Genomic DNA, 315 nt, shown 5'->3' with positions numbered 1-315 from the left:
ACGTTCGGCTTCTGCTTCGCGTTTTTTGCGTTCAGCTTGTGCTTTTTTAAGCGCATCTTCCTCAGCTTTGCGTTTATCAGCGGCAGCCTTTGCAGCGTTTTCAGACTCTTGCTTTTGCTTTTCGGCTTGCTTAGCTTTAGCACGCTCTTGCTGCTCTATGGCACGTGCTTTTTTAGCTTGCGCTTGCGCCTCTGCCGTTTCTTTCTCTTTGGCTTTACGCTGTTGCTCTAACTTTTTAATTTGTCGTGCTTCTGATTCTCGCTCTTTGCGCGCATTACTAGCTCTGCGCTCTAAATCGCGAATACGTTTATCTTC

At 47.0% G+C, this 315-nt stretch carries 1 protein-coding gene; it reads right to left on the bottom strand.

Going from position 1 to position 315, the window contains the following annotated elements:
• The coding region (locus tag AAEY62_RS21395; RefSeq protein WP_350636394.1) for a cell envelope integrity TolA family protein at positions 1 to 315 on the bottom strand (315 nt) is incomplete at both ends.

It is taken from the genome of Pseudoalteromonas sp. GW168-MNA-CIBAN-0100 (assembly GCF_040309225.1).
Lineage (GTDB): Bacteria > Pseudomonadota > Gammaproteobacteria > Enterobacterales > Alteromonadaceae > Pseudoalteromonas > Pseudoalteromonas arctica.
Note: the sequence above shows the minus strand (reverse complement) of the source record. Positions and strands in the feature narration are given on the sequence as shown.